General features: G+C 63.9%; 23 protein-coding genes and 1 pseudogene. 8 read left to right on the forward strand and 16 right to left on the reverse strand.

What is annotated here, in order from left to right; translation table 11 throughout:
* Positions 1-150: 150 nt before the first annotated feature.
* The 7 genes from AC3A6B_RS29565 to AC3A6B_RS29595 all read right to left on the reverse strand — a co-directional run bounded on the left by AC3A6B_RS29565 (position 151) and on the right by AC3A6B_RS29595 (position 7,214).
* The gene (locus AC3A6B_RS29565; RefSeq protein WP_487840218.1) at positions 151-1,293 is read right to left on the reverse strand and encodes an iron-containing alcohol dehydrogenase; all 1,143 of its coding nucleotides are present in this window, start codon (positions 1,291-1,293) and stop codon (positions 151-153) included.
* Positions 1,294-1,327: 34 nt separating this feature from the next.
* The gene (locus AC3A6B_RS29570) at positions 1,328-2,650 is read right to left on the reverse strand and encodes a TRAP transporter large permease (protein ID WP_487840198.1); all 1,323 of its coding nucleotides are present in this window, start codon (positions 2,648-2,650) and stop codon (positions 1,328-1,330) included.
* Between the two features lie 26 nt (positions 2,651-2,676).
* Entirely contained in the window at positions 2,677-3,195 is a 519-nt protein-coding gene (locus tag AC3A6B_RS29575) for a TRAP transporter small permease subunit (protein ID WP_487840199.1), read from the reverse strand.
* A 26-nt stretch (positions 3,196-3,221) separates the two neighbouring features.
* Positions 3,222-4,259: a TRAP transporter substrate-binding protein gene (locus tag AC3A6B_RS29580; protein ID WP_487840200.1), complete on the reverse strand. Its 1,038-nt coding sequence runs from the start codon at positions 4,257-4,259 to the stop codon at positions 3,222-3,224.
* A gap of 53 nt (positions 4,260-4,312) precedes the next feature.
* A complete protein-coding gene (locus AC3A6B_RS29585; RefSeq protein ID WP_487840201.1) occupies positions 4,313-5,407 on the reverse strand; it encodes a glycerol dehydrogenase in 1,095 nt (364 codons plus the stop codon).
* Between the two features lie 3 nt (positions 5,408-5,410).
* On the reverse strand, positions 5,411-6,313 hold the full coding sequence (locus AC3A6B_RS29590; protein ID WP_487840202.1) for a TauD/TfdA dioxygenase family protein: 903 nt from the start codon (positions 6,311-6,313) through the stop codon (positions 5,411-5,413).
* Positions 6,314-6,467: 154 nt separating this feature from the next.
* Complete coding sequence (locus AC3A6B_RS29595; RefSeq protein ID WP_487840203.1) at positions 6,468-7,214, reverse strand: GntR family transcriptional regulator; 747 nt, start codon at positions 7,212-7,214, stop codon at positions 6,468-6,470.
* A gap of 168 nt (positions 7,215-7,382) precedes the next feature.
* Between AC3A6B_RS29595 and AC3A6B_RS29600 the strand changes: the two genes are divergently transcribed.
* From AC3A6B_RS29600 to AC3A6B_RS29630, 7 genes are all read left to right on the forward strand, one after another.
* Entirely contained in the window at positions 7,383-8,096 is a 714-nt protein-coding gene (locus tag AC3A6B_RS29600; protein WP_487840204.1) for a GntR family transcriptional regulator, read from the forward strand.
* A 198-nt stretch (positions 8,097-8,294) separates the two neighbouring features.
* Positions 8,295-9,236: a TauD/TfdA dioxygenase family protein gene (locus AC3A6B_RS29605; RefSeq protein WP_487840205.1), complete on the forward strand. Its 942-nt coding sequence runs from the start codon at positions 8,295-8,297 to the stop codon at positions 9,234-9,236.
* 11 nt (positions 9,237-9,247) lie between these two features.
* Positions 9,248-9,958, forward strand: a complete 711-nt coding sequence (locus AC3A6B_RS29610; protein WP_487840206.1) for an SDR family NAD(P)-dependent oxidoreductase — start codon at positions 9,248-9,250, stop codon at positions 9,956-9,958.
* A gap of 96 nt (positions 9,959-10,054) precedes the next feature.
* Positions 10,055-10,558 carry a 2,4'-dihydroxyacetophenone dioxygenase family protein gene (locus AC3A6B_RS29615; protein ID WP_487840219.1) on the forward strand — a complete coding sequence of 168 codons (504 nt, stop codon included), beginning with the start codon at positions 10,055-10,057 and terminating at the stop codon, positions 10,556-10,558.
* Positions 10,559-10,602: 44 nt separating this feature from the next.
* The gene (locus AC3A6B_RS29620; RefSeq protein ID WP_487840207.1) at positions 10,603-11,577 is read left to right on the forward strand and encodes a tripartite tricarboxylate transporter substrate binding protein; all 975 of its coding nucleotides are present in this window, start codon (positions 10,603-10,605) and stop codon (positions 11,575-11,577) included.
* 51 nt (positions 11,578-11,628) lie between these two features.
* Complete coding sequence (locus tag AC3A6B_RS29625) at positions 11,629-11,754, forward strand: hypothetical protein (protein ID WP_487840208.1); 126 nt, start codon at positions 11,629-11,631, stop codon at positions 11,752-11,754.
* Between the two features lie 535 nt (positions 11,755-12,289).
* A complete protein-coding gene (locus AC3A6B_RS29630) occupies positions 12,290-12,823 on the forward strand; it encodes a hypothetical protein (RefSeq protein ID WP_487840209.1) in 534 nt (177 codons plus the stop codon).
* On the opposite strand, the gene AC3A6B_RS29635 is transcribed toward AC3A6B_RS29630, so the two are convergent.
* Entirely contained in the window at positions 12,811-12,972 is a 162-nt protein-coding gene (locus tag AC3A6B_RS29635; RefSeq protein WP_487840210.1) for a hypothetical protein, read from the reverse strand. The two genes, AC3A6B_RS29630 and AC3A6B_RS29635, sit on opposite strands and share 13 nt — an antisense overlap.
* Positions 12,973-13,458: 486 nt before the next feature.
* Here AC3A6B_RS29635 and AC3A6B_RS29640 point away from each other — a divergent pair, with 486 nt between their 5' ends.
* Positions 13,459-14,979, forward strand: a complete 1,521-nt coding sequence (locus tag AC3A6B_RS29640; RefSeq protein ID WP_487840211.1) for a Fic family protein — start codon at positions 13,459-13,461, stop codon at positions 14,977-14,979.
* Positions 14,980-15,245: 266 nt separating this feature from the next.
* On the opposite strand, the gene AC3A6B_RS29645 is transcribed toward AC3A6B_RS29640, so the two are convergent.
* The 8 genes and pseudogenes from AC3A6B_RS29645 to AC3A6B_RS29680 form a co-directional block, all read right to left on the reverse strand.
* On the reverse strand, positions 15,246-15,713 hold the full coding sequence (locus tag AC3A6B_RS29645) for a hypothetical protein (protein ID WP_487840212.1): 468 nt from the start codon (positions 15,711-15,713) through the stop codon (positions 15,246-15,248).
* Between the two features lie 126 nt (positions 15,714-15,839).
* Positions 15,840-16,145 carry a hypothetical protein gene (locus AC3A6B_RS29650; protein ID WP_487840220.1) on the reverse strand — a complete coding sequence of 102 codons (306 nt, stop codon included), beginning with the start codon at positions 16,143-16,145 and terminating at the stop codon, positions 15,840-15,842.
* Positions 16,146-16,326: 181 nt separating this feature from the next.
* Positions 16,327-16,503 (reverse strand): annotated as a pseudogene (locus AC3A6B_RS29655) (fumarylacetoacetate hydrolase family protein); the annotation flags it as partial.
* Positions 16,504-16,620: 117 nt separating this feature from the next.
* Positions 16,621-17,766, reverse strand: a complete 1,146-nt coding sequence (locus tag AC3A6B_RS29660) for a glycosyltransferase family 4 protein (RefSeq protein ID WP_487840213.1) — start codon at positions 17,764-17,766, stop codon at positions 16,621-16,623.
* Between the two features lie 138 nt (positions 17,767-17,904).
* Entirely contained in the window at positions 17,905-18,732 is an 828-nt protein-coding gene (locus tag AC3A6B_RS29665) for a methyltransferase, TIGR04325 family (protein WP_487840214.1), read from the reverse strand.
* 38 nt (positions 18,733-18,770) lie between these two features.
* Positions 18,771-19,121 (reverse strand): copper-binding protein, encoded by a 351-nt coding sequence (locus AC3A6B_RS29670; RefSeq protein ID WP_487840215.1) that lies wholly within the window; start codon positions 19,119-19,121, stop codon positions 18,771-18,773.
* A gap of 76 nt (positions 19,122-19,197) precedes the next feature.
* Positions 19,198-19,686, reverse strand: a complete 489-nt coding sequence (locus AC3A6B_RS29675) for a cupredoxin domain-containing protein (protein WP_487840216.1) — start codon at positions 19,684-19,686, stop codon at positions 19,198-19,200.
* A gap of 42 nt (positions 19,687-19,728) precedes the next feature.
* Entirely contained in the window at positions 19,729-20,340 is a 612-nt protein-coding gene (locus tag AC3A6B_RS29680) for a Spy/CpxP family protein refolding chaperone (RefSeq protein ID WP_487840217.1), read from the reverse strand.
* Positions 20,341-20,498: the final 158 nt, after the last annotated feature.

Below are 20,498 nucleotides of genomic sequence, written 5' to 3' on the forward strand. Positions count from 1 at the left end.
TGGAGAAGATTTCGGCCTGAGTTGCAGGGCCAGGCGCGGTCAATTCGAGAGCTTCGGCGCAACGCCTCACCAGCGGGACGACGTGGACGAGGACAAGGTACGCTACTACGCCGTTCTTTGATAGGCAGCGGGAGGGACTGCTGTCATGGGTCACCTTGCACGAGTGAGCATCCGTGCGTAGTCACTGGCTTCGGCGGGACGCGGATTGGTTATGTGCGAATGGTCCTGCAGCGCGCCTTCAACAATGCGTGGGAACATGGCTTCACTGACGCTCATTTCGCGCAACCTCGTTGGCAGACCCAGACGTCTGTTCATCGCAGTGATGGCATCGCCGACGGAAGACGAATCGGCCAAGTCCATGGCGTGAGCCAGGCGGGCGAGCTTGTTCTCGTTCCTGACCGTGGTCGCTGCCTCGTTGAACTCGATGACGGCGGGCAGGAACACGGCATTCAGCATGCCGTGATGTAGGCTCGGATCGAGGCCGCCGAGCGAATGGCTGAGGCTGTGCACGCACCCGAGGCCTTTCTGGAACGCCATCGCGCCCTGCATCGACGCCGACATCATTTGCAGGCGCGCTTCGCGATCGTGCGGCTCGCGTGTCGCGCGCTCGATGTGCGCCCATGCGCGCCATAGTCCGTCCAGCGCAATGCCGTCGGCGGGCGGGTTGAAGGCCGGGGCCATGAAGGTCTCGATGCAGTGCGCGATCGCGTCCATGCCGGTGGCAGCAGTGAGCCTTGCCGGCAAGTCGAGCGTCAGGTCGGGGTCGCAGATGGCCACTTTCGGCACCACATGCGCCGAGATCACGGCCACCTTTCGACCGTCGTCGAGGATCAGCACTGCACCGCGGCCCACCTCGCTGCCGGTGCCGGCCGTGGTCGGAATCGCGATGACCGGCGCCGTTGCCGCGGTGATCCTTGCGAGGCCGCCTTCGATCATCGCAAAGCTCTTCAGCGGCCCTTCATGCGTGCCGCAAACGGCAACGCCCTTGGCCAGATCGATCGAAGAGCCGCCACCTACCGCGATCACGCCGTCGCAGCGCTGCGCGAGGAACAGCGCGGCGGCGGCGCGTACCGCCGCTTCGTTCGGGTTGGAAGGCGTTTGATCGAACACCGCGACGGCGCTGGCGTCGGCCAGGCGTGCAAGCACGCGATCGACCAGGCCTGCCGCGCGCACGCCGGCGTCCGTGACGACCAGGGGACGCCGGATGCCGATGCGCTCGCACTCCTGCGGCAGCATGTCGATGGCACCGAAGCCGAATTGGACCGACGTGATGTAGTTGATCGGGGAGACCATGGTTCGAACCTCTTGTGGAAGGGGGTATGGACGCCTACTGGCCGAGCACGTACTTGGGCAGCCAGGTGATGATTTGCGGCGCAAAGGCGCAGATCAGCAAGCCGAGCCCCTGCAGCGCGATGAAGGGCGGTGTCGACTTGTAGATGTCCTTCATCGTGATGCCCTTGGGCGCTACCGAATTCAGGTAGAACAGGTTGTAGCCGAACGGCGGCGTGAGATAGGACATCTCAAGATTGATGATCAGCATGCCGCCGTACCACAGGGGATCGAATCCGAGCGCCACCACGATGGGCAGGAAGATCGGCGTGGTCAGGAAGATGATGCCGATCGGGTCCATCACCATCCCGAGCAGGAATAGGATGACCATCATGATCGTCATTACCACCCAGGGCGAAAGGTCCATACCGATGAGCAGGCTGCGCACCAGCTTGTCGCCGCCGATGCCGGCGTAGACCGATACGAAGACGAGCGACGCAATGGCGATCCAGATCACCATCGACGTCGACTTCAGGGTTTCGCGTGCCGCGTCTGCGATGTCGCCCCAGCGCAGACTGCGGCGCGCGAAGCCGATCACCATGCTGCCGACCGCGCCGACCGCCGCTGCTTCCGTGGGGCCTGCGATGCCCGTGAACATGGCACCCAGCACCGCCAGAACCAGCAGCGCCACGGGCACGATGCCCAGCAGGCTTGCGATTCGCTCGCGACCGGTGATGCGGGCGCGCTCCTCGGCCGGCATCGCAGGGCCTGCCGCCGGGTTGATCCAGCACTTGAGCAGCACGTAGACGATGAAAAGCGAGGCGAGCAACAGGCCCGGCATCAGCCCGGAAAGGAAGACCTGGCCGACCGAGAGGTTGGCTAGGCCGCTGTAGACGATGCCCAGCACCGACGGCGGAATGAGCTGGCCGAGCGCGCCGCCCGCGAGGATGGTACCCATCGACATGTGCTTGTCGTAACCGCGCGCGAGCATCGCCGGCAGCGCGAGCGAACCCATGGCGAGCACGCCCACCGCGCTCACGCCGCTCATCGCCGCGATGATCGTGCAAGCCATTACGGTGCCGACCGCAAGGCCGCCGCGTAGCGGGCCGAACAGCACATGGATCGCGTGATACAGGTCGTTGGCAACGCCGGCCTTGTTGAGGATGCCGGCCATGAACATGAAGAACGGAATCGAGACCAGTGTGTAGTTGAAGGTGGCGCTCTTCACATGGCCCGCCAGCAGGTGCAGCGCCATCGGCCCCCATTCGAAATAGCCCACCACCACGGCCACGCTGCCGAGCGCGAAGGCCAGCGGAACGCCCAGGAAGATGAGCGCGAATAGCGACCCGAACAGGACGACCGTGAGGAGTTCGACACCCATTGATTGATACCCAGTGGAAGAGAAAGTCAGCCGGCGACGCTGCTGTCAGGCTTGACCGTGTGTGCCGGATCCACATAGGCGCGCACGATCAGCGATACCGCCTGCAGCAGCATGAGTGCGGCGGCCACCGGCGCGGCGGTGAGGACGGGGAAGATGTAGGGCGCCCACGGACTCTCCGCGCGCTCCCGGCTGGCGATGGCGTCGAGCGCCTGTTCGCCGGTGAACCACAGCAGCACTGCGAGATAGAAGATCGTGACCACCAGGCCGATCACATCGGCCCGGCGGCGGGCGCGCGGCTTCAAGCCGAGCAGCAGCAGGTCGACCCGCACGTGCCCGCCGTGCAGCAGCGTGTAGCCGCCGCCGAGCAGGAAGTAGAAGCCGAACAGGATCTGCACCGATTCATTGACCCAGACCGTCGGGCTGTTGAACGCGTAGCGTGCAACCACCTCGATCATGGTGATGAGCAGGCTGGGCAGGATCAACAGGGCCGCCAGGCGGCCCACCCATTCGTTGAGGCGATCGATTGCGTCGCAGAGTTGCCGCATGGGGGAGTCTGGGAGTCTGGCCAACGTCAGTTCGCGCGGTATCCGAGCTTCCCAAGGAACTTCAGCTGCGAGTCGAGCTTCTCGGCGTAGTCCTTCGATTCGACGGCATACTTGTCCTTCATGACAGCCAGGCGCGCGTTTTCCATCTTGCGTATCTCGCTATCGGGCCATTTGACGAGCGTGACGCCGCTCTTCTCGAGCTTGACCATCAGCTCTTTTTCCTCGGCCACCGCCGAAGTGTTGTAGTCCATGCTGGCGACCTTGAGCGCCTCTTCGATCTTGGGCTTCAGGTCGGCCGGCACCTTTTTCCACGCGGCCTGGCTCACGATCCAGTCGGACGTGCCCCCACCCGAGTACGACGGCACCGAGATGAACTTCGCCACCTCTTGCAAGCCGAGGCCGTAGTTCACCGGCATGGTCGTGAACTCGACGGCGTCGACCACGCCGCGCTGCAGCGCGGTGTAGACCTCCTCGCCGGGCAAGGCGACGACAGAAGCGCCGAGCTTGGCAAAGCCGTCGGCGGCAAGGCCCGCCGCGCGCACCTTGAGGCCCTTCAGATCGTCGGTGCCCTTGATCGGCTTCTTCGACCAGATCTGCTCGCCCAGCAGGGGCGAAACGCCGAGGAAGTGCATGTTGTGCCGCGCCACGATCTTGCGCATCAGCTCCGAGCCGCCGCCCTCGTAGAACCAGTTGTAGCCCTGAAGCGCATTGACTTCGGCCGGCCATTCGTTCACCGCCTTGAGCGCCGGCTCCTTGCCGCTGAAATAGACAAGGTAAGTGTGGCCGATGTCGAGCGTGCCCTTGCTCACCGCATCGACGACAGTGGCGCTGCTCATCAGCATGCCGGCCGGAAAAGTCTTGACTTCGACGCGTCCGCCGGTGCGTTGATTCACTTCCTTGGCAAAGCGTTCGACGAGATTTTTGTATTCCGTCGTTCCGGCGCCGGCGACGCTTTGCAAGCGCCAGGTGATTTCGGCGGCATGTGCGCTGAATTGCGGCAGCGTGAAGCACGCAGCTGCAAGGCAGGAGGAGACGAGGGCGCGGGTGTTCTTGAACCGGTTCATGGGTACCTCATGTATTCCAGGTTGATGGCGGGCGAGGACAGAAAGCGCAGGGCTCACGCTGCGACGCAGAGCTGCTCGAGACGCACCATCGCTTCGACGAGGTCGCCTTCCGAAAGCCGGCGTTCGAAGTTGCGGATGTGCGGTGCGGTAAGGGTGTGCGCGGCAATCGTGGACAACTGCCGCGCAGAAGGCGCGGCAAGGCCGAGCTCGGGCAAGCCTGTGGGCAGACCCACGGCGCGGTAAAAGTCGAACTGCTCGGCCATGAAGGCATCGGAGCGCTTCTCAAGCACGAACTGGACGAGCAACGCGTAGGCCACCTGGCGACCATGCAAGGCGCCTGCAGTTTCCGGCACGGCCGTCAGGCCACGCGTCATGGAATGCGCGACCGACAAGCCGGTGCCCTCGAACCCGATGCCGGCCAGCAGGATGCAAGCTTCGACGAGCGCCTCGAAGGCCGCGTTGGGCGCGCGGGCACGCGCTGAGGCCAGGCCGGCGACCGCATGACGACGCACGATCTCGTCGCACGTCTCTGCAAGCTTTGCCGCGAGCAGCGTCGCCTGGCCGCCGAACAGGTTGAGCCCGGCAGCGCCGATGCACTGCGCCGCCTCGTAGCGCTTGACGATCGCGTCGCCGATGCCCGAGACCAGCAAGTCGACCGGCGCCGCAGCGAGGATCGCGGTGTCGACCACGACCGCGTCCGGGTTGCGCGGCAGCTTTTCGACGCTCAGCAGACGGTGATGCTCGTCGTAGAGCAAATAGACGCGGCTGGTGGGGCCGTCATTCGAGGGCGCCGTCGGCAAGGTGATGAGCCGCGTGCCGAGGGCGCACGCCACGGCCTTGCCCGCGTCCACACCCTTGCCGCCACCCGCAGCGATCACCACCTCCGGCTGCCACGCTCGCTGGGCGCAGGCCATGCGTTCCACACTGGCGGGCGTGAGGTCGCCGGTGAACGAGACGGACGAGAACGCGAGCCCACTGGCTTCGATGCTTTGCCGCACGCGCGGCGCGAACAGGCGCTCGACAGCGGCGTCTGAGACGAACAGCACGTTCCGGCCCAGTCCTGCAGCGATGTCGCCGATACGCGAGGACGCGTCCGGCCCTTGTACGTACAGCGCCGGCGCGCCGAGGATTCGAGGGGTGTCGCCCATCGTTCAGGCCTCGACCGGAATGGCCACACCGGCCATCTCGCATGAGTTGGCGGACTCCGAGACGGTCGCGCGCTGCATGTCGCGCTTCCAGCGCAGGTCGTCGAACTCCGTGCCGCGATGCATGGTGCAGCGGTTGTCCCAGATCAGCAGGTCGTGCTGGCGCCAGCGGTGGGTGTAGACAAACTGCCGCTGCGTGGCGTGCGCTGTCAGCGTCTCCAGCAGCTCGGCGGCCTCGGCGTCGGGCAGGCCGAATACGCGGCCGGCGTGCGACGCCAAGTAGAGCGACTTTCGGTCGTTCTCGGGAATCGTGCGCACCATGACCTGGGGCACCGGCGGCAGCGCGGCGAACTCTTCGTCCGAGAACGCGGTGAAGCCCAGCTTGGCGCGCGAGGTGAAGATCGAATGCTCCACGATCAGGCCGTCGATGCGCTTCTTCATCGTCTCCGGCAGTGCATCGTAGGCCGCGCGCATATCGGCGAACTCGGTGTGGCCCCCGATGGGCGCTACCGTGCGGCCGTACAGCAGCGACGCCTTGGCAGGGATCTTGCGGAAGGTGCTGTCTGTGTGCCACAGGCGGTTGCCCAGCTGGAACATGCGCTGGCGGCTGGTTTCGCCCCAGACCTTGTTGTCGGCGTCAAGGTTGGAGACATCGGCGATGTCTTCGCGAATGCGCAATGCCTCGTCGGTGCGGTGCTTCTGGATGGTGGTTTCCAGTGGGCCGAAGATCGTCGCGAAGTCGACGTGTTGCTGTTGCGTCATCGTCTGCTCCGGAAAGATCAGCACGGCGTACTTCCAGAACGCCTCCTTGATCGCTTCCCGGTCTTCGAGCGACAGCGGCCGCGACAGGTCAACGTCGCCGATTTCGGCCACAAAGTTGGATGTAACGGGGTAGATGCTCAGCGCCATGGTCCTTGTCTCACTTCGTGTTTGCGATGCGATTTATCTCGTGGAACATTAGTGGAACACGACTGGCATGCCAGGTATGTCGGGACAAACCCTTGGTCGCTCATCTCGTTCGGACGAGAGCGTTTGCGAAATGAGGGGAGGCCGGTGCCTCGAACTAAGGCTCCGGGTTCGACGCGCCCGGAAGCGTGGCCTTGGCGAACGCAAGCATGTAGTCGATCAGCTCGTCAGAGGCCTTGCCGGCAGCCTCCGCATCGCCCAGCACGACGGCCTTGGCCACCGTCAGATGCAAGCGCGCCGTATCGATCAACTGTCGATCCTCATGCAGATGACAGTACCAGAATCGGCGCGAGACCGAATGAAGTGTCGTGGCAATGCCTGCAGCGACCGAGTTGCGTGCACTGTAGGCCACGCAGCGGCTGCGCTGCGCATCGAGCCGCAGGAAGGCCCGCACATCCGAGTGCGCCACGGTTTCCTCGATGGCTTTCGCCAGGGCTGCGATGGCCTCTCGCTCTGCTGCGGTTGCACGTTGGGCCGCAGACCGTGCGATCAGGCGGTCGACTTCGCGCCGGGTCTCGAGCACCTGAAACTGCAGGCCCACATCGACAGGCGTCACCACCACGCCGCGCCTTGGCATGATCTGCACCAAATACTCGCGCGAAAGGCGATGCAATGCCTCGCGGATCGGCGTGGTGCCGATCCCGATGCGGCGGCTCAGGATCGCTTCTGACACCACCTCGCCCGGCGCGAGCTCCGCTGTGACGATCATCTCCTCCAGCTGCCGATACGCGTCTTGCATGAGCGTTGTCGCGGCCGCGCCCTCCTGCTCCGTCACTCGCCTCTGCACGGCCACCGCAGACTTCATGACTTCAGTGCCGGCTGTCGCCGTCGCCGCCTTCTTCATACCTGCCCCGCCTCCTCTGGTTAGCCGGCTCCGAAGGGTGCCGGACAGGCGGCGATTTTGCCCCGGGGCGCGGGGGGGCGGGCGGACGCGACCTTGCCATCGCTATAGTCGCCGGCTTGGTCGGCCGCACGATGCTGCCGATATCCTGGGCATAAGCAAAAGGCGGAAATGAAGTTGGCGAGCGCTGCGGACAGCGTGATCAATCCAGGCGGCACGGCGGTCAGCCCCTCCAGCGACGGATCGCAGAACACCTTGACAAGCGAAGCGTATCGACGACTGGAGGAGATGATCGTCACGCTGGAACTGGCACCCGGTTCCGTTGTATCGGAGGCCATCCTGAGCCGGCAGATCGACATCGGCACCACGCCGATCCGCGAGGCATTGCATCGCCTTTCGCGCGAGTATCTGGTGCAGATCATGCCAAGGCGCGGCGTGATGGTGACGCCTGTCGATGTGCGCCTGCAGCTCGAGATTCTCGAAACGCGACGCGAGCTGGATCGTCTTCTAGCCGCAGCGGCGGCAAGCCGCGGCAGCAGCGCAGACAGGGCGGCGATCCAGTCACTGGTGGCGCCGACCGAACAAGCGGCAGAGGCTCTGGATATCAAGGAGTTCCTGCGCCTCGACGCTCAACTCAACCTGCTGCTCGCGCGCGCGGCGCGCAACACCGTCACGGCCGAAACCGTCGCGAGGCTCCATTCGATCTCCAGGCGCTTCTGGTTCTTCCACGTCGATGCGCCGCGCCATCTACCGGTCACCGCCCGATTCCACGTCGAAGTCGTTCGGGCTGTTGCTGCGGGCGACGCCGCCAGCGCGGCCCAGGCTTCCGATCGCCTGATCGACCACCTCGTGGAGTTCGCAAGGCAGACGCTGCCACACGCCTGAATTTCGGACGGGTGCCTTGCGCGCCGCCGGCTGCGGCGCCGGACTCGGGTTTACGAGCTTGCCAACTGGGCAGTGTGGGCAATTACGTTGGAATATAGGTGGCATGCCAGTTATATGCCAGAATTCTACGACGCCTGCGATGGCTTGATCTTCAAGGCAGCAGGCGGGCACTCCGTCCACCGTCCACCCTGAGGAAATATGGAACAAGCTGAAATCGTCGCGAGACCCGTGGTCACGAAGCTCAACCCGGTGCTGGGCGCCGAAATCACAGGAATCGACCTTTCCCTGCCCCTGGATCCTGAGCAGATCCGGGAATTTCGCGATGCACTGGATACATACGGTGTGCTGTGCTTTCGGGACCAGAAGCTGAGCGAGCAGCAGCAGATTGCCTTCACCGAGCAGTGGGGTTCGCTGGAAGATTTTCCGGAGGAGAACAAGACCGTCGCCGCGTCGACCGTCTACAACGTGGCCAATGTGTCGGCACAGGGCGAGCACCTTCCCGAGACCGACCATCGCGTGATCTTCCAGAAGGTCAATGCGCTGTGGCATACCGACAGCTCCTATCGCTATGTGCCCGCATACGCCTCGCTGCTGTATGGCATCGAAGTGATGCCCGACGATGCCGTAGGAGGACGCACGGGCTTCTCCAATATGGTGCTGGCTTACGAAGCGCTCCCGGACGACTTGAAGACCAGGATCGAGCCGCTGCACATGGTCCATTCGTATGAGCACGGCCGCCGGATGTTCGCTTCGCTGCCGCCGCTCTCGAACTTCGAGAAGAACGCCGTGCCCCCGGTCAGCCATCCGCTGGTGCGCGTTCATCCGGATGGTCGTCGCTCGCTCTTCATGTCCGCCAACGCGGGCAACGAGATCAGCGGCATGCCACTGGAGGAAGGCCAGGCCCTGCATCGCCAACTGGTCGAGCATGTCTCGCGACCCGAGTTCTGCTACTTCCACAAGTGGAAGAAGGGCGACTTGGTCGTCTGGGACAACCGGACCACGCTGCACAAGGCCGAGGTCTACGACATGGGGCGCTACCGGCGTGTCTTCCGCCGCACCACGCTGGCGGGCGAGGGGCCCGTACTCGGCCCGTACTCGCAGGAAGTGCTGGCGCGGGCCAAGTACCCGTCCGCGAAATAAGGAGCCGCGCGATGCTCTTCGATTTCGGCGGCAAGGCCGCGCTCGTCTCCGGCGGCACGAGCGGCATCGGACTCGCCATTGCCGAGGCCCTGCGCGATGCAGGGTGTGCCGTGACCGCCGCAGGCGTGATCGGCAAGGAGACCCCCGGTGCATCCGGGATCGCATTCGAGGCCATGGACGTGACCGACGCCGGCTCGATCGACCGCGTGGTCGCGAAGTGCCCGACGCTGGACATCGTGGTCAACGCCGCCGGTGTCATCCGCCGCGGCGAGGAGCATGACCCCGAGGTGTTCCGGCAAGTGATCGACATCAACCTGAACGGCGCGATGCGACTGGCCGCCGCGACGCGGCAGCGTTTGGCCGCGAGTGGTGGCAGCCTGGTCAACATCGCCTCGATGCTCAGCTTCTTCGGCGGCGGGCTGGTGCCGGCGTACAGCGCCAGTAAGGGCGGCATTGCGCAACTGACCAAGAGCCTGGCGATCGCCTGGGCAGCCGATGGCGTCCGCGTCAACGCGGTGGCGCCGGGATGGATCGCCACGCCGCTGACCCAGGGGCTGCAGGACGACGCTGCGCGCAGTGCCGCGGTGCTATCTCGCACCCCCATGGGCCGATGGGGCCGGCCCGAGGACATTGCGGGCCCGGTGATGTTCCTTTGCTCGAGCTCTGCTGCCTTCGTCACCGGCATCGTGCTGCCCGTCGACGGCGGCTATCTCGTCGCCTGATTTCCAACAACGAAAACCTCAACGATGAACACTTCGACCCTTCCTGCGGCACCGATTCCGGATGACGCCGCCCCCTCGCGCGCCGGCGGGCTCGACATGTCCCGCATGCCCTACCAGCTCCCGTTTCCGCAAGGCGTCGCGAACGAGATCGTCGTCGACGCCGTCGTCCCGGAGGATGAGCGCGTCTGGGTGCCGCAGATGGAGAACGTCTGGTTCCGTCCGCTGTGCCTCAATACCGTGCAGGGCTATTGGGTCAACCTCTTGCGTGTGCGCAAATCCGGCGTGTTGAGCCGGCATCGCCATCCGGCGCCGGTGCATGGCGTGGTGTTGCGCGGTGCATGGCACTACCTGGAGCACGACTGGAAGGCGAAGGAAGGCTCGTATGTCTTCGAGCCGCCCGGGGAGACGCACACCTTGGTCGTGCCCGAGGACGTGCCCGAGATGATCACGCTCTTCCACATCACGGGCGCCATGATCTATGTCGATCCCTTCGGCCGCCAGACCGGCTACGAAGACGTCTTCACCAAGATCGACATGTGCCGCGCCCACTACACGGCCTGCGGCCTGGGCGCCGAGTACGTCGACCAGTTCGTTCGCTGAACGCGATCCGAGATCCTCAAGCTTCGAATCACCGAGACAAACCCATGATTCAATTTCACCGCCGCACCCTCGTCGCCTCCATGGCGCTCGCCGCCGCTTCGCTCGCCCCAGGGCTCGCGCTCGCAGCTGACTATCCGAGCCGCCCGATCGAGCTGGTCGTTCCCTTCCAGGCGGGCGGCGGAACCGATGCGGTGGCGCGCGCATTCGGCGTCGCGGCGCAAAAGCACTTTCCGAAGGGTGTCGTTGTCGTCAACAAGTCCGGCGCGAGTGGTGGCATCGGATGGAACTACATGATGAACGCCAGGCCCGATGGCCACACGCTGGGTATCGTCACGGTCGAGATGGTGATCCTGCCGCACCTCAACCTCTTCAATCGCGCCTACGCCGACGTCACGCCGATCGCACAGCTCAACGCCGATCCGGCGTCGATCATCGTGCGGGCCGACTCGCCCTACAAGACCATCGATGACTTCATCGCTGCGGCACGCAAGGAGCCCCTCGGCAAGATGGCGATGGGCACCTCCGGCAACGGTTCGATCTACGACATCGCCGCCGCTGCCTTCGAAGAGAAGACCCAGTTGCAGTTCAACCGCATCCCGTACCAGGGCGCCGCGCCGTCGATCCTCTCGCTGCTCAGCAGTCAGATCGATGCGGTGACTGCCAGCCCCGGAGAGGTGGCCGCCCACGTGGCCGCCGGCAAGCTGCGCATCCTGGCGGTGATGGCGGACAAGCGCCTCGACGAGTTCAAGGACGTTCCCACGATGAAGGAGAAGAACGTTGACCTGTCGATCGGAACCTGGCGCGGCATCATGGGGCCGAAGGGCCTGCCGCCGGAGGTCGTGAAGATGCTCAGGACCTCGGTTGCGGAGATTGCGAAGGAACCGGAACTCCAGAACGCCTTGAAGAAGCTGAACCTCGGGTACGTCTATGCCGACGACGAGGGCTTCAAGGCCGTCATGGCACGCGACAACAAGGTCTTCAAGGACATGATCCCTCGTCTCAAGATCGTGACCAACTGATTCCGCGGGGCCGCGGCAGACAAGAACATTCCCCCGGAAGCGATGAGGTTCATGGCCGTTCGCGCGGGCGCCCGCAAGATCGTGGAGCTCCCGAACGCGTCTCACATTCCGAACGTCAGCCATCCGGCCGAGATCGCCAATCTCATCGACGAAGCTGCGACCATCAGGTCGCGCTGACTCGCCGCGTCACCGTAGCCCTGTCCGTGGGTGACGCGGGCGGTCCGCCAGATCGTGGCCGAACCCTCGTACGCCGCAGCCGCCGCACGTACGCGGCGGCACTACGTCGATGTCGATGGCGCCGGCCGCGCCGCCGACGCCTTGATCGCTCACCTGCGCGAGCGTGCTGGTTCAGAGATCGCTACCGAAGGAAGACACAGTTGCATCGACCGGTTGAATCCGCAATGCCAAGGCGAAGTTGGCCGGGGTTGGCGACAAGCTATCAACTCGGATTGCCGCGCAGCGGTGGATATCGCCGGCGCCTAGGTTCCGGCGTGCATTTTGCGAAACAACTTGGGAGCCAGCCGAACCGGCGCGTGAACGCATGCTCGGGCGATTCGCCGAATGCAACCGCACCTTCGATGCAATTGCCTTCAGCGAGAGGTTGCTTCGCATGAGCGCTCTGGCTGCGCCAGTCTCAATGACTCCACGAATTGAGCTGGGCGTTTGGCTGGTTGCATGCTGAATCTTCGATAAAACGTGCGCTGCCGCATCCTTGAGCATCCAGGCCGTGCATCTTCAAAAATCGCTCAAGGGTGCAGGCTCGTATGGTGGTTTCGAAAAAGTTATCCCCCGTGTTGCGCCGGAAGATCACCGTTTATTCACAGCCTTATCCACCTGGCGCCGCGTCTTGCGCCAGTCAGAATTTCGGAACTGCACGGCGCCCCACCCACGGCGCATCACCGATCTCGCGGGCTACATGTTCGATGCGCGCAAGCCGCGCTTCGTGCGGGCGTTGTCGCTGTTCCACGTTGTTGTGCCCGTCGTGCTGATCTGGATGCTGCACGAATTGGGCTACGACTCGCGGGCACCCGTCGCTCAGACGCTGCTCGCTTGGTTCGTGCTGCCGATCACCTACGCGGTGACGACGCCTTCGGACGAGAACATCAACTGGGTGCGCGGGCCGGGCAAGCTGCAGCGGCGCGTCCATCCGCTCGTTTGGCTCGGATTCTTGATGCTGGCGTTCCCGATCGGCCTGTACCTGCCGATGCATTTCGTTTTGCAGGCGCTCTTCGCTCAAGCGGGTTGAGCAGGATCGCCTTCGGACCGGTGCAGGCAGGTCGCGCGATCGGGCTCGGCGCTTTCGACTTCGAGGGTGTCGAAGCGGTGCGCGTGCAGATCGGCACGCACGGCCTCGACGTCGAAAGGGGCGGCGCTGGCGGCGACGCCGGAAGACATCCTGCGGCGTATGAGGCGCGAGATTCAGACAACGCTTAGGGAATCGGCGGTTCGTGAAGCTTGGCGGTCACAGGGTGCTGAAGTGCCAGAGATCTCTGATGAGGCACTCGCGCTAGGCTTGAGTACAACTTGGCTGCCGTGCGCTCCACCCAGTTCCTCGGGCTGGGAGGCACCGACGATAAAAGTGAAGTTCGAACGGCATGGAGCTCGGCAAAGCGGCGCCTCCTGCATACTGTCTATGTATCCAGTATTGGTGCATCTGCGGCCCCACACCTGCGTGTCGGGTTTTCTGCCTTTCGTGAGCGAGGAGCAGCTTAGCGTCGCGAAGTTTGAACCCAACCGATATTGTTGACGGAAATCCTGACCTTGAATTCATATCGCGGTCACTGGTTCGATTCGCATCGTCGATAGAAAAAGCGACATCAGACTTAAATAAAGATAAAATTTACGACAAACGAGCCGCGGCGATCGAATTGGGCCCACAAGATGCGACACGACATCCTCTACCTCAACGCTGAGCTGAGCCCCGCTGAGCAGCGCGCCGTGCAGCGTCGGGTCGCGGCGGGCGAGCTGCTCCGCGTGCGAGCTGGTGTCGCGACGCCGCTGCCAGAAGCAGAATGGCCGGCGCTCTTCAGGCGCGAGAAGGCCAGAGTCCTGGCCGCCCTCGTTCCGGACGCTGTCGTGGCATTCCGTAGTGCCTTCGACGGCATGGCAGGCAGCACCGTCTACCTGGCCGCCGGCTATCGGCGAGTCGTTGAACTCCCTGGGCTCAGGGTCTCGATATCGGAAGGGCCTGGCCCTGTGGACGGCGATACGAAGATCCAGGGACGCCAGCTTTACTATCCGAGCAGGGAGCGCATGTTGCTCGATGCCGTGGCGCCGCCGCCGCGCGACAACGATCCGGCATACCCCAGGAACATCAGCGCCGAGGAACTCGAGGAGCGCCTCATCTCGATATGCGACTCGCGCGGCGAGCAGGCCTTCCTTGAGCTGCGCGATCGTGTGAAGGTAGTCGGCGGGCTGCTGAAGACACCCAAGACGCGGTTGGAAGTGATGGATCGCCTGATGGGGGCGATCCTTGGCACGCGGCCTGACCGAAAGATGGCCACGACTCAAGGCACGGGCCGTGCAAGGGGCTATGACGCGCCCCGCATGGATCTGTTCCACAAACTGGTCCAGGTCCTGAAGGTGGAGGAACTGCCACGTTTCGCCGACGTAGCAGGGACGGGGCCAGCGACCACCAATTTCGCCTTCCTTGAGTCGTACTTCAGCAACTTCATCGAAGGCACCGAGTTTGGGATCGGCGAGGCCCGTGCGATCGCGCTCGAAGGAAAGATCAGCGCCTTACGCCCGAAGGACTCCCACGACATCAAAGGCGTGTTCGATCAGGCGCGCGATCCTGCCTGGCGCGCGCGCAGCATCACCGACATCAAGACCTTCGAAGAGACCTTGCGCGAGCGACACGCCTTGATGATGGCCGCCCGGCCCGAGGTGCTGCCGGGCGAGTTCAAGGTCAAGCGAAACGTTGCGGGCGACACGACATTCGTCGAGCCTCGGCTCGTAGTGGGCACCCTGCGCGAGGCGGGGCTGCTTATGCACGACATCGATGCTGGTCTCCCGCGCGCGCTGCTGGCGATGTTCATCATCTCCGAAGTGCACCCCTTCAACGATGGAAACGGCCGCTTGGCGCGCTTGGTCATGAACTCAGAGCTAAGCGCGGCAGGCGAGGCACGGATCATCGTCCCGACGCTGTATCGCGAGCAGTACCTCGACTGTCTGCGGGAGCTCACGCGCGCGGCGAGGACTGAACCCTACCTCGGTGCGATGACGAACATCCAACGTTGGACGGCAGCCTTCAGCTACGAGGATCTGGATGTCACGATCGATCTGATGACGCGGTGCAACGCATTCGAGAAGTCCCTCATCAAGCACCAGCTCTTTTGGCCCGATGCCGTCGGCGGCGATCAAGAGTCGGAGCCGGATAACGCAGCGGCGCCGGGTGGTTGAGCCAGGACATGTTGTTGCCGAAGAGCGCTGCGCTCGAGGTGTGCGGCCCGCGCGCATTGATTTGGGCACGCTGAGCGCTGGCGAAAGCGATCCAGATGCTCGAAGTTCATTGCCGGGCAGACAGCCTAGCGGCATCACTCATACCAGCACAGCAGGCAGCTCTCGATTGAGCTCGCAGCGGCTCACTCCTCGTCGAGCGAGGCGCTGGCGAAATCGCAACGGGTGACACGTCGTGATCCAGAGGCATTCATGGCCGAGTCTAGGCGTCAGCCGCATACGAGGTAGCGCTGCGCCCGCGCAGCGTCGACGACGGCTGGCGCATGGTGCTGAAACGCGACGACGGGCGCCAGGCAGCCTAGCAGCGCATGGGGCCGCACCAGCCAGAGCGCCAGCGACCAGTCGCCCAGGACGGGCGCCAGTTCCCGTATCACCTCGCCCACGGCTGGGTGCGGCAACAAGGAGAAGCGGTCGAACTGAAAAAGCGGCACCATCATGCGCGAGCTCCACTTCAGGCTGAGCACATCGCGATCCACGATCCAGCGCGACAGCCTTGAGATGGGCTGGTCCATGCGCCTGCGCAGCAACTCGGTCAGTGTTTCGGACTCGACCAATCCTCCGCGCTGGCGGAAAGCGGATTCCAGCTCGCGATACTCGCTGGCTTCGATGTCGAGGGCGGGCAGTGCCGCGGATGTGGGCCCGCAGCGCGAGACATCGAGGATGACTATGAGCACCATCCCTGACACCAAAGCCTTTGACGCTCCAAAGAAGATTCCCTTCTCCGGTGCCCGCAAGATTGCCCAAGAGCTTGTCGCCGAGGTTGGGGACCTCCGTGCGCAGCTTTCCAGCGCGCACCGGGAACTTCAGCGGCTAGTGCGTACTCGTTGCTCGAGATCCAGCGCAATTTGGCGGCCGCTCAGGTGGCCGCTCAGCCAGGTGAAGGGCCGTTGGAACTGCGCGGCTTGCAGGAAGAAGGACAGTGCCTTCGCCTCGCCGCCGCGTGCCGCGCCGCGCCCGAGCAGCGCGTAGGTGCTGTCGATGCCGGTCAGCGGGTCCGGAAGCTCGGCTTCGGCGCGATGCACGTCGTCCAGTCCGGCGACCGCCGGTCTTTGCAACGCCAGTTGGAGCACGTCCGGGCCGGCGCTCGGGGTTATGGGTGGAGATTTCATACGAATTGAGACTGCCGGGCCGCGCGATCAGGCTGGCTCGGGCACAACGATGTTTTCGATGGCACCAATGCCCTCGATCTCCACCCGCATGACGTCGCCCACCTTGCGGAACTGCGGCGGCTTGAAGGCCGCGCCCAATGCCCGAGGGCGCGCCGGTGGCGAGGATGTCGCCGGGCTCCAGGAGATGCGCGATCTGCTCCCAGATGTTGTGGATCATCTCGCCGGTGTTCACGTCCTGGCGCATCTCACCGTTCACCAGCATGCGCAGGCGCAGCGCGTGCGGGTCGGGCATCTCGTCGGGCGTAACCATCCAGGGGCCGACGGGCCCGTGCGCGTTGAAGCTCTTGCCCAGCGTCATCGTCGGCGAGCGGATCTGCCAGTCGCGCACCGTCACGTCGAGCACCAGGGCGGTGGCGGTCTGACCATGATCCTGGACTTCGAAGCCTAAGCCAGCCAATCTTCTGGTGCCGCATGCTTACTGGCGGTCCTGCCGCGATGCAAGCACGCGGCGATACGCCGCGAGGTAGTTAGCCATCATCTGCGCCGCCGAGAAACGCTGCGCATTCTCCAAGCCCAGGGCGCGCATCTCTCCCAGCCGCTCGGCGGCCTGCTCGATGGCCACAGCCATGGCTTCAGGATCGCGTGGATCCAAGTAGCACGCGCCGGGGCCCCCGATTTCATTCATCGGCGCCAAGTCAGACGTAAAGACCGGGCAGCCGCAGGCCTGTGCCTCGATCAACGGCCAGCCGAAGCCCTCCTGCAGGGAAGGAAACAGCAAGGCGGTGGCTCTGGCGTAGAGCGCGCGCAGCTCCTCGTGGGAGACCTCCTGCAAGGTTCTGATCCGATCAGCAAGGCCGTGCTGAGACGCCAGAGCGGTCAGTTCCGGCTCCAGCTTCGGCCCCACCAGAATCAGGTGCTGTACGAGAGCGGGAGCACCAATGTCGGCAGCGCGACGTTGAAGCGCGATGAACGTTTCGACCACCCCCTTGCGATTCTTGCGAGGCAAATCCAACCCGACATGGATCAGGTACTTGTCCTGCTCGCGCACCCCGAATCGGCTGAGCAACTGCTGAGCTTCTTCGGCCCGTACAAGTGAGAAGCTGTCGTTCAGCCCGTTGAGCACCGTCATCACCCTGCGTTCATCCACGAACTGCAGATTGACCAGAGCACGTTGGGTCGTGTGCGAAACGCAGGCGATCAGGTCGGCCTTCGCAAGTCCCGATGCGATGAGACGTTGGAAGATGCGACCGCTCCATCCGACCTTCCACCCCTCGACCATGCCTCTCGCGGCCTGCACGGCGATGACGTCGTGGCAAGTGATGATCGTCGGCCTGCTTTTGACCCAGCGCACGTACATGCTGTTGGAGTGATCGCAGATATGGACCACATCCGCCCAACGGGCATGCCGGGCGAGGCTGGGAATGAAGAGGATGAACTTGTCTATGTAGCCAAGCCATTTCCATAAGCGAGAAGTGGAAGGCACGCGCTGCACCCGCTGCGGCGGATTGATGACGCGCAGTTCGCAGCCCCGGTGGGGCAGCTCGCGCGCGAGAGCGCGTAGGAACGCCCGCATGCTCGCCTGGTTGTCCGGCCCATAGTTGCCTACCAGCAGGATCTTCATGGGTCCGCGGCCCTCATCGAGGGTCGCGGAGCGCATGATTTCTGGAAGCTCGTGAGCAAGCAGGTCACGGGCTCCTTGATTGGTAGTTGTCATTCTTGGGTTCCTCTCCCGGTTGATTGCCTGTAGACCGTTACCTGATCACGATTCGGCCGCGAAATACAGACCCGTGAAGGATGGGAACGAGCGCTCCGGGTAACCCGGCAGATACAGGGACCGCTCGTGGACTGCCCATCGATCCCGAAGGGTGTAGCCCAGCTCTTCGACGCCGCGAATGAGCCGGTGGCGATTGAACACATGCATGGGTGCAAAGCAGCCTTCGCCGATGTTCTGCGTGGTCACGAAATCATCACCTTCGTAGAGAGGCAGCTTGTTGAGCAGCAGGTGCATGGGCATCTCCCGGCATCGCTTGAGAAGATCGCCTGGTCGTGCGTCTTCCATATACTGAAGAGCGCCTGCGGAGATCCAGACCTCAGCGCCGGCGCTGGTCAGTGCTCCTTCCAGGTCGTCGGTGAAGAACAGCCCAGCAGCTCCGCGTTCCGTAGCGAGCTTGCGGCCGATGGAGACGATTGCCGGAACTTCGACGACCCGCCAGGTCACCTCAGGAGGCATGTCGATGTAGAGCCGATAGGCATAGCAATGAACACCAACCGAGCCGCCGATGTCCAGCACGCTCCTGGCGCGATGACGAAACGCGCGATCGAGCCACCACATCACCGGGTAGTCATAGGCGAATACCTGCTGGGTCCGAACCTCGACGTACTCAGTGGCCAATGCGTCGTGGTTGAATTCCGGGCTCGGCGGCAGCCATGCGCGGGCAGCCGCAAAACTGTCGAACACCCCGAAATAGAAGCCGAATCCTTCCTTGGCGAGGAACTGCTGTCGCCGCCACCGCAGCAACGCGGATCGAGTGACCGGTCCCTCCAGAAGCTCGCGCATGATCTGCGCCGCGCTCGCATGTGTCGTCATAGGACCTCCTTCGGGCGGTCTGGTGCGCAGGCGCCGGGCTAACGCGCCGCTTCGAGCCTGGTGACGGTGAACTTGCCGTCGATCTTTTCGGCCTGGAAGCGGACCTTGTCGCCGGCCTGTACCTTGTCCAGCATGGCGTCTTCCGTCACCTGAAAAACCATCGTCATGGCTGGCATGTCGAGGCTCTTGAGCGGACCGTGCTTGAGCGTGAGCTTCTTGCTGTCCTTGTCCACCTTGCGGACCTCGCCCTCGGCGAGCTCGGTGGCGGCGGTTGTGGCAGGGGCGCCGCTTGCCGCAGGCGCTGCGCCGCCGCTGGGCTGTGCGTTCGCGACGGTGGAGATAGCGAGCGCGGCAACTGAAGCGAGAAGGGCGTGTCGAATGTTGATCATGTGAATTCCTTGAATGAATGAAGGGAAAAGGTCTGGGATGGGCTGCCGCGGTGAGGCGCAGCTCCGGACCGCTCGCCTACTTTTTGGCGGCCTTGGACACACTCACGGCGCCTTTCATTCCGGCGTCGTAGTGACCCGGCTGCAGGCACGCGAAGTCCACCTTGCCTGCCTTGGTGAACTGCCAGACGATCTCGCCAGACTTGCCGGCGGCGAGCGTCACCATGTTCGGGTCGGCGTGCTCCATCTCCGGGTTCTTCTTCATGACTTCGTAGTGCTCCTTCAGCTCCTTCTCGGTGCCGAGCACCAGCTCGTGCTTGAGCTTTCCGGAGTTGGTGACGACGAAGCGCACGGTCTCGCCTTGCTTCACGTTGATGCTCGATGGGTTGAAGCGCATGCCGTCGGTCATGTCGACGTTCACGGTGCGTGTCGCCTTCGCGGCGACGCCCGGCTTGCCGATGGCCTCACCGTGACCATGGCCTCCGACATGAGTTCCAGCTGCGGAGGCTCCACTTGCGGCAAGTGCAACGAGCGCGGCTATGGTGATGTTTCTGCGATTGGTTTGCATGGTGTCTTTAAGGAAGAAGATGAAGAAGAGGTTGATGGAAGGTCAGTGGCCGGAATGAGCCCTGCCGGGTTTGGGGACATGAGGTTCAGTTTTCTGGGCTGGGGTCTTGAACGAGCTATCTGTGGCTGCAGGCGCTTCCGCACCGCTCGACCCTTCGTAGCCACGCAACTGCGCATAGCGTTGGATCTGCGCAGCGTCCAGCAAGGCGGTCTGCATCAGATGTGTGCGTAGGTGCTCTTCCCGCAATCTCGCGGCGCGCTGGCCGATCTCTGCGGTCATGGCTTTCAGACTCGAGGGGTCGATACGTTTGCTCGCAAACGCAATGTCCAGCGCCCGCTCTGCTTCCACCAGCTGTTGGCCGAGCTCGCGCGCAGTGGCCTTGTGCGAATCAAGAAGCGCTTTGGATTGTTCGCGCTGCGCGGCGGTGAGCCGCAGCGCGTCGGCGTGCTCCAGCACATGGGCGGGACCTGGGTAGCCATTGAGTTCGGCAGCCTTGGCCAGGCCCATGCCCTGGCCAGCCTGCAGGTCGGCGATGTCCTTCTCGGACAAGGACTTGATGGCGCGTTGCTGCTCGCCGGCATACGGTCCGTGCTGCGCCGGAGCACTCGCCGACAGTGCCAGCGCACCGATGGTCAAGACGCTTCTGAGGTACATGGAGATCCTCCTGCTTAGTGGCCGCTATGGCCGGTGGGTTTGCGAACCTGGACTTCGGTCGCCTTGGCCGGCATGTTCCGGGCGGGCATGGCGGCCGCGCCGGCGCCGCGCGCCCGAGGCGGCTCGGGCAGTTGCCCATCCAGTTCGTAGGCCACCGT

This window comes from Variovorax sp. Soil_C_33 (genome assembly GCF_057656935.1).

Bases quoted from the DNA above. Each gene is read 5' to 3' on its own strand.
- AC3A6B_RS29565 (WP_487840218.1), bottom strand. From the start codon at position 1,293: ATGGTCTCCCCGATCAACTACATCACGTCGGTCCAATTCGGCTTCGGT.
- AC3A6B_RS29570 (WP_487840198.1), bottom strand. From the start codon at position 2,650: ATGGGTGTCGAACTCCTCACGGTCGTCCTGTTCGGGTCGCTATTCGCG.
- AC3A6B_RS29575 (WP_487840199.1), bottom strand. From the start codon at position 3,195: ATGCGGCAACTCTGCGACGCAATCGATCGCCTCAACGAATGGGTGGGC.
- AC3A6B_RS29580 (WP_487840200.1), bottom strand. From the start codon at position 4,259: ATGAACCGGTTCAAGAACACCCGCGCCCTCGTCTCCTCCTGCCTTGCA.
- AC3A6B_RS29585 (WP_487840201.1), bottom strand. From the start codon at position 5,407: ATGGGCGACACCCCTCGAATCCTCGGCGCGCCGGCGCTGTACGTACAA.
- AC3A6B_RS29590 (WP_487840202.1), bottom strand. From the start codon at position 6,313: ATGGCGCTGAGCATCTACCCCGTTACATCCAACTTTGTGGCCGAAATC.
- AC3A6B_RS29595 (WP_487840203.1), bottom strand. From the start codon at position 7,214: ATGAAGAAGGCGGCGACGGCGACAGCCGGCACTGAAGTCATGAAGTCT.
- AC3A6B_RS29600 (WP_487840204.1), top strand. From the start codon at position 7,383: ATGAAGTTGGCGAGCGCTGCGGACAGCGTGATCAATCCAGGCGGCACG.
- AC3A6B_RS29605 (WP_487840205.1), top strand. From the start codon at position 8,295: ATGGAACAAGCTGAAATCGTCGCGAGACCCGTGGTCACGAAGCTCAAC.
- AC3A6B_RS29610 (WP_487840206.1), top strand. From the start codon at position 9,248: ATGCTCTTCGATTTCGGCGGCAAGGCCGCGCTCGTCTCCGGCGGCACG.
- AC3A6B_RS29615 (WP_487840219.1), top strand. From the start codon at position 10,055: ATGTCCCGCATGCCCTACCAGCTCCCGTTTCCGCAAGGCGTCGCGAAC.
- AC3A6B_RS29620 (WP_487840207.1), top strand. From the start codon at position 10,603: ATGATTCAATTTCACCGCCGCACCCTCGTCGCCTCCATGGCGCTCGCC.
- AC3A6B_RS29625 (WP_487840208.1), top strand. From the start codon at position 11,629: ATGGCCGTTCGCGCGGGCGCCCGCAAGATCGTGGAGCTCCCGAACGCG.
- AC3A6B_RS29635 (WP_487840210.1), bottom strand. From the start codon at position 12,972: ATGTCTTCCGGCGTCGCCGCCAGCGCCGCCCCTTTCGACGTCGAGGCC.
- AC3A6B_RS29640 (WP_487840211.1), top strand. From the start codon at position 13,459: ATGCGACACGACATCCTCTACCTCAACGCTGAGCTGAGCCCCGCTGAG.
- AC3A6B_RS29645 (WP_487840212.1), bottom strand. From the start codon at position 15,713: ATGGTGCTCATAGTCATCCTCGATGTCTCGCGCTGCGGGCCCACATCC.
- AC3A6B_RS29650 (WP_487840220.1), bottom strand. From the start codon at position 16,145: ATGAAATCTCCACCCATAACCCCGAGCGCCGGCCCGGACGTGCTCCAA.
- AC3A6B_RS29660 (WP_487840213.1), bottom strand. From the start codon at position 17,766: ATGAAGATCCTGCTGGTAGGCAACTATGGGCCGGACAACCAGGCGAGC.
- AC3A6B_RS29665 (WP_487840214.1), bottom strand. From the start codon at position 18,732: ATGACGACACATGCGAGCGCGGCGCAGATCATGCGCGAGCTTCTGGAG.
- AC3A6B_RS29670 (WP_487840215.1), bottom strand. From the start codon at position 19,121: ATGATCAACATTCGACACGCCCTTCTCGCTTCAGTTGCCGCGCTCGCT.
- AC3A6B_RS29675 (WP_487840216.1), bottom strand. From the start codon at position 19,686: ATGCAAACCAATCGCAGAAACATCACCATAGCCGCGCTCGTTGCACTT.
- AC3A6B_RS29680 (WP_487840217.1), bottom strand. From the start codon at position 20,340: ATGTACCTCAGAAGCGTCTTGACCATCGGTGCGCTGGCACTGTCGGCG.